Origin of the sequence: Limosilactobacillus oris DSM 4864 (assembly GCF_001434465.1) — a bacterium.
Taxonomy (GTDB): domain Bacteria; phylum Bacillota; class Bacilli; order Lactobacillales; family Lactobacillaceae; genus Limosilactobacillus; species Limosilactobacillus oris.
This window is the reverse complement of the sequence record NZ_AZGE01000047.1, coordinates 1-6512: the sequence shown is the minus strand read 5'-3', so window position 1 is coordinate 6512 and position 6512 is coordinate 1. Positions and strand designations below refer to the sequence as shown.

Sequence of the window (6512 nt, the reverse complement as noted above, 5' to 3'; positions counted from 1 at the left end):
CCATCAGTACTTAAAATTGTAGAGCCGAAATAATTCTCGGTCGCTTTTAGGTTGTTATTTATTAATTAGGAGTTTACTTAACTTGCAGGCGGATCACGTTCCAGGACAACGGCTTGAGGTGGGCCGTCAGCTGGTGACCGTCATGAGTTTCCACGCCCGTCAATGGGTGGAGCTTCATCGCCCCATCCTCGTTCGTCTGCTTCGGCGCGTAGCCACAGAACTCTGTAGCCTCTTCTACCCCAGTGATGGTCAGGTCACGCAGGGAAAGGTCCAGGTCTAATTCATCTTCCTGGTGCTTGTTCTCCGCAAAGATGACCAACTGCTGGTGTTCTTCATCGTAGGTCGCAATGCTATCAAGATATGGCACTGCATCGAATTCGCGTGACTTGTAAGAATCTACTGCCACGTGGGGCGTCAATGCGACCCCCTTCCCCAGGTTGGACACCTGCATGAACGGGTAGAAGATGGATTGGTACCAAACGCCATCGTCAGTCGTCATAATCGGCGCAATCACGTTGACCAGTTGCGCCAGGCAGGCCATCTTGACCCGGTCACTATTCTTCAACAAGGTAATCAGCAAGCTGCCAACCAGCAGGGCATCTTCAAAGTTGTAAATGTCCTCCAGGAGATGCGGTGCCTTTTGCCAGTGCTCGGTCTCCTCATCCTGTTGGTTGGAATGGTACCAAACGTTCCACTCGTCAAAGGAGAGGTTAATCTGCTTCTGCGACCGCTTCTTGGCCTTGACCGCATCGCAGATGGCAACAACTCCCTTGATAAACCGGTCGAGATCGACGTTCTTGCCGAGGTAGTTATCCAACTCGTTCGGATCATCATCCCCATAGTAGCCGTAATAGCGGTGGAGGGACAAGAGGTCAACGTTATCGTAGCACTGGTCCAGCACCGTCCTCTCCCAGTCGCCAAAGGTTGGATTATCCATTGAGGAGCTGCCGCAAGCAACCAATTCTAGCGACGGGTCAACCCGCCGCATCGCCTTGGCCGTTTCATTTGCCAGGTGCCCATACTCATAGGCTGTCTTCTGACCGATTTCCCACGGGCCATCCATCTCATTGCCAAGGCACCAGGTCTTGATACCAAACGGTTTCTCACGCCCATTCTGCTTCCGCAAATCACTCCAGTAGGTGCCGCCCGGAAAGTTACAGTATTCAACCAGGTTGGCCGCTGCCATAATTCCCCGGGTACCGAGGTTGACCGCCATATTAGCCTGGGTACCGACCTTTTCCGCCCAGTCCATGAACTCGTGGAGACCGAACTGGTTAGTTTCAATCGTCTGCCAGGCAAGGTCCAGCCGGGTTGGCCGCTGGTCTTTTGGACCAATCCCGTCCTCCCACTTATACTGGGAGACAAAGTTACCACCCGGATAGCGGACAATCGGCACGTTCAGTTTCCGCACGGCGTCAATCACGTCCTGGCGCAAACCGTTGGCGTCAGCTGTTTTTTGGCCCGGCTGATAAATCCCGTCATAGACCGCCCGGCCGAGCTGTTCAATAAAGGAACCGTAAATCCGCTCATCAACCTTGGCTACCCGGTCCGCGGCATCAATTGTCATTTTTGCTTTCATCATGAGCCTCCTCTTAGTCCGCTGCTACTTGACCCCGCCGTTCTTGCAGGGTCTGCTTAATTTGTGGTTCTTCCTTTTCAAAGTGGGCGTATCCCAAGATGATAATTCCACCGATAATAAAGAAGATCGCTGGTAAAAAGGAGATACAGAACTTGATGGCGGACAGTGAAGCAGCCGTCTGAGCAACCCCAGCATGGTAGCCAGCGTGAGCCAGGATGACGGATGGTGCCCAGCCGCCGAGGCCAGACCCCATCTTGATGGCAAAGGAGGACCCAATCGCCGTCAGGAAGCCAGAAGCCCGGATACCATTACGCCATTCACCATAATCAACGGTGTTCGCCAGCATGGCAAATGGGAGGGTCACAGAAATCCCCGTCCCAATCGAAGCCAGACTCCAAGCAGCGGCCAGCATAACCAGGGAGCTGCCAGTAAAGTAAATCAGGATTTGTCCCAGGGCGGCCAGGAACATCCCCGCCATCAGAACATGGGTCTTGGAGAACTTCTTAACCAGGAACGGAATGGCAACCATCCCGATAATTTGAAACATTACCAAGGCGTTCAAAACCGACGCAAAATTCTTTTGTCCCAGATTGTACTGGGTGTAGTAAACCACGACGGACGTCCGGGAAGCGTTCCCCAACCAATAGAAGATAAAGACAATTACCAGGATGAACCACGGCCAGTTCGCCTTGGCCGCCTTAATCGAACTAATGATGGAGATGGCCTTCTTTGGCTTGTTAATTTCCCGAGTATCTGAAAAGGCAAAAATCAATAATGCAAAGCCGACAATCCCAAGGACAATCGCGGTGTTTCGCCAACCCGACTGGGCAGTCCCGGTAGAGAAGAATTCAACAAAGCTCAGCGTGAAGGTGGCCGTGATGAAGTAACCGACCATTCCCCCAATACTCCGGGTACTGTTCAGTTTCAAACGCTGGTCCTCATCATTACTGAGGTTAGGCAGGATCGACGTAATTGGCGTTCCGACCCCGGTGTAGCAAATCCCGAAGACCAGGTAGGTCAACAGGCCCCACCAGAACTTGCCGGACGCGCTCAGGCTCGGTGACCAGAACATCAGAATGAAGAAGATGGCAAAGGGCGCCAACATCCACAGCCAGAACGGCCGGCTCTGTCCCCAGCGAGTGTGGGTATGGTCAATAATGAATCCCCACACCGGAGCGTCAAAGGCGTCCAGGATCCGGGCGGCCAGCAAGATGGTCCCCGCGGCGGCTACCGAAAGTCCAAAGACATCCGTGTAGTAGTACAGGATAAAAGTCGTGACCGTTGTGTAGAGCAGGTTCCCCGCCGCATCGGTACTAGCATAGGCTAACATCCGGTGAAAAGGAATCTTTGTTTTTTTATTGATGGCTTGACTAAGTTTGCTTGTCATTATAATTCCTCCAGTTTAATTTTGCGTTCCGTCGTCTTAATAACCCGGTGGTTGGTCAGGTCAACGTATTCCCTAATGTACGGTGCCATGGTTACCACTTCGCCATCGTCGGTGACCCGGCCGTTAATCGCCCGCCACCGGTCAGTATCATCCCGGTACAGGTAGGTCTTCTGCCCAAAGCCGTTGAGGTAGGCGACCAGCTCTTCTCCCATGTCCCAATCATCCTCGCCGGTATAGCCATCCGGGAAGAGCCGGGCAAAAATTCCGCCGTTAGAAGCGAATATCGACTGCCCAAACCGGTTCCGAGACAGGTCAGGCCGGTTGATGTTGGGACCGGCAATGCTATAAGTGGAAGCCGCCTCCCCCGGTTTGAGGATCCGGTCGGTCGCCGTGGCGTTAGAATCATACAGGTAGAGCATCGCCACCGTCGCACGGTAGCCAGCCGCCACCAGTTCAGGGTCGCCAAGGTGTTCACCGGCAATTTGGGCGGCTGCCGCCGTGATGCCACCCCAGAGTGAGTGCATCATGTAGGATAGTGCCTCCCACCAACGGTCTGGGGCCTGCGACCGGAAGTCATTGCTAAAACCGATATTGGCTTTGAGCAGGCGGGCATACCGCCGAGCCGCCACATTGTCGCCGTTGACTGCCAGGGCCCCCGCCGCCGGACCGAAGCCGGCATTATCAAAGAAGTGCTCCGTGACCGCCGCCTTGAGCGTGCTGCTTTGGTCAGCGACCCGGTTAATGGCAGCTTGCCAGGACTGACTGATTTCAGAATATTCTTTAGTCAGTCCCGCCCGTTTGAGGTCGGCCAGCAAGTCGTTAATATACATATAGTAGACCCCCAGCATCTGGGCTTCCTCTTTCCCCCGCTGGTTATCATGGAGGTCCGGGTTGACACGGACGTCAAAGACTTGCGCCGCCCACTTGAGGTAGGTGCTAGCCGGGTTTATTTCCAGCTCCTCATCCGCACACTGTGAGAGCAGGTAGAAGAGGTGGGCGATGTATTCCAGGTCCATCACCCGGTAAAAGTCACCGTAGAGCTTGCGGGGGCGCAAAAAGTCACCGTCGACAAACCATTTTGGCCGCACATAGTTGACCGTGCTGGCTTCCACCTTCCGAATCGCGCCCACCCGGTCTGGCTGTTGCTGATTCAGAAGGCATTCTTGGAGAATGAAGTTCAGTTTTCCCAACGATTCCCCCTGGTTGGAAAGGGGGGCAAAACTGTCTGGCACCCGCCCTCCCGGACCGGAATAGGAATGCTGACACAGGTAGTTCGTCCGCCGTTCCAGGAGCTTGCTAATCGAGTCCATGACGTTAAAGACTACCATGTCGGTGCTCCCGTCGGTAAATTCAAACTGGAGCTGGTGTTCACCCGGCTGCCGGGCGCTGACTGTCAAGCGCCCGCCGGTGAGCTGCTTCGTCACCTCCTCTGTCGTTAAGCAGTCGGCAGGCCCACTAATCAGCCACACCCGTTTAACCGCCTGGGGACTGTCAATCGTCACGACCTGGTCCTGACCACTGTCGACCAGCGGCGCAAAAGTAATCTGGGGGTGGCCGAAGCGGTGACGGGCCAGCCGGTAAAAGTCAGCCTGGTCGGCAAATTCCGCGAAGGCAAACTGCCATTCTCGTTCCTCACCAGGTGCGAGTCGCAAGCCGGCCCGGGAATAAATCCAGTCATTGTGCGGCGCCTGGCCGTGGGGGTATCCTCCCGCCAGCACCAACTGGTGAAACAGGAGCCCGTCTAGTGATGGCGAAACATTTTCAAAAAAGCGGTTGGTGTACTCCGCAAAGGTCCCCACTGACCGGACCGTCCCCGTTAACTGATAGCAGCCGAGATTCGGTAGCCCACTCTTTCGGCGAACCGCCGCTAACTTGGTGAAGCTGGGCGAAATCGTCGGAAAGACGGCCGCCGACTGCTCAGCATTTCGTTGCACATCCGCATCACGATACATGATGTAAGCAAGGCTTAGCCAGATTCCCAGGTGGTCAATGGAGATTGACTGCCGACTCGTGTTTTTCAGCTTAATCCCCCACCTTAGCTCCTGACCACTGGCATCATAATCCTCGCGAAGGTCCACCAATGGCAGCCGGTAATTAACCGTACTGGTATCGTCATCCGTCACCAGTTTCGGTTGGTAATCAGTGCTTTGGTAAGGCGTCCCGTTGACCACCAGTTGAAATTCACCGAATAGCTTGTCCTGGTCGCTGTACCCCACCTGGTCAAGGTAGTCGGGCGCAACCACCCAGTTCATCCCCGTCGGATCATCATTAAAAGTCAGCCTTGTTAGTGCCCCGCGTTCGTTTTGTTCAAAATTTACCCGCGGTATTGTCATTCAATCCGCCTCTCTTTATGTAATCGTTTACAAAATTAGTGTATAAAAAAATGACCACTAAGATAATGGTCATTACCAGCTGCTTTTAAAATTTCACAACGCTTTTTCCTAAAATAATTCACCATCAATTAATACTTTTGCACAGTCGGATGACGGCTCCCTCCCGCCACTAGGGAAAACTTTATTATAGATTTTCACTTTTGGTTTGTCTTTTTTCACCCTACTAAGTGGGGAAAAGTACCAACTACTGGGGAGTTTGTTGACGATATTCACTCGGGCTGCAATTGAATTTCTTCTTAAACTGCTTCGAAAAATAGTAGACATTCTGGTAACCGACTTCTTCGGCAATCCGAGCAACTGACTGGCCCGTGGTGCGCAGACGCCGGGCCCCCTCCATCAAGCGGTAGTTGTTGAGGTACTGCTTGGGGGTCATGTAAAATTCCGCCTCAAACTTGCGAGTAATGGAGTTGGGGTGCAGATGGAAGCGTTCCTGTAAGACCTGGTTAGTCACTGGTTCGCTAAAGTGGTTAATCAAGTAGCTCTTTACCCGGTTTCCTAACTGCTCCGTTGACGAAACCGAAGGCAAGGCGTACTGGACGAATTGGATAATGTCGATAAATAATTGCTGGCTCTGCCAAAAGCCAACGCTATTTTGCTCCGAACTATATTTAAGCAGGCGGTCAATTAGGGGAATCAAGGGTGCCGTGTCGACCTGCTGCCACTTCTTGATCACTAGGGTCACCGCGGGAGTAAAGTAGTGCTGCTTGGGAATCGCAATGTTCGGTGCCATTTGATGGGGCCGTTCATCCTCCGTCCAACTGCCCAGGACGGAAAAGTGAATCCAGTAATACTCGGTCCGCTGATCAATCTTTTTCCAAGAATAATGGTGGTGTTGGGGCAGCAAGAGAAAAGTATCACCGGGCTTGAGGGTATAGTTGGTGCCGTCTTCCGCGATATACAAACTCCCCTTCACAATCGTAAAGAGGACAAAGTATTGCAGGTTATCACGATCCGGATGCTTTTCACCTTCGTCAAAGATAGCATACCCACCCTGCACAAAGGTTGGCAACGGCAGACACGAAATTGAAATAAACTTTGGCATTCTCCCACCATCCTAAAACTTTTCTATCATCATTATAACCAATTAGGAGGCCGGAAGACAAAAGGCTGTCCTGATTATTGTCCCAAAGTCCAGGCACGAGCTGCTTAACAA

General features: G+C 52.9%; 4 protein-coding genes. All 4 read right to left on the bottom strand.

The genetic code is table 11. The features are described 5' to 3' along the window. Positions 1–73 precede the first annotated feature (73 nt). A complete protein-coding gene (gene arfA, locus FC49_RS09335; protein WP_056984877.1) occupies positions 74–1579 on the bottom strand; it encodes an arabinosylfuranosidase ArfA in 1506 nt (501 codons plus the stop codon). A gap of 13 nt (positions 1580–1592) precedes the next feature. Then, positions 1593–2966 (bottom strand): MFS transporter, encoded by a 1374-nt coding sequence (locus FC49_RS09330; RefSeq protein ID WP_056984876.1) that lies wholly within the window; start codon positions 2964–2966, stop codon positions 1593–1595. Then, a complete protein-coding gene (locus FC49_RS09325; RefSeq protein WP_056984875.1) occupies positions 2966–5299 on the bottom strand; it encodes a hypothetical protein in 2334 nt (777 codons plus the stop codon). The genes FC49_RS09330 and FC49_RS09325 overlap by 1 nt, the downstream gene beginning before the upstream one ends. 244 nt (positions 5300–5543) lie before the next feature. Further along, on the bottom strand, positions 5544–6401 hold the full coding sequence (locus FC49_RS09320; protein ID WP_003711638.1) for an AraC family transcriptional regulator: 858 nt from the start codon (positions 6399–6401) through the stop codon (positions 5544–5546). Positions 6402–6512: the final 111 nt, after the last annotated feature.

Bases quoted from the DNA above. Each gene is read 5' to 3' on its own strand.
- FC49_RS09320 (WP_003711638.1), bottom strand. From the start codon at position 6,401: ATGCCAAAGTTTATTTCAATTTCGTGTCTGCCGTTGCCAACCTTTGTG.
- arfA (WP_056984877.1), bottom strand. From the start codon at position 1,579: ATGAAAGCAAAAATGACAATTGATGCCGCGGACCGGGTAGCCAAGGTT.
- FC49_RS09325 (WP_056984875.1), bottom strand. From the start codon at position 5,299: ATGACAATACCGCGGGTAAATTTTGAACAAAACGAACGCGGGGCACTA.
- FC49_RS09330 (WP_056984876.1), bottom strand. From the start codon at position 2,966: ATGACAAGCAAACTTAGTCAAGCCATCAATAAAAAAACAAAGATTCCT.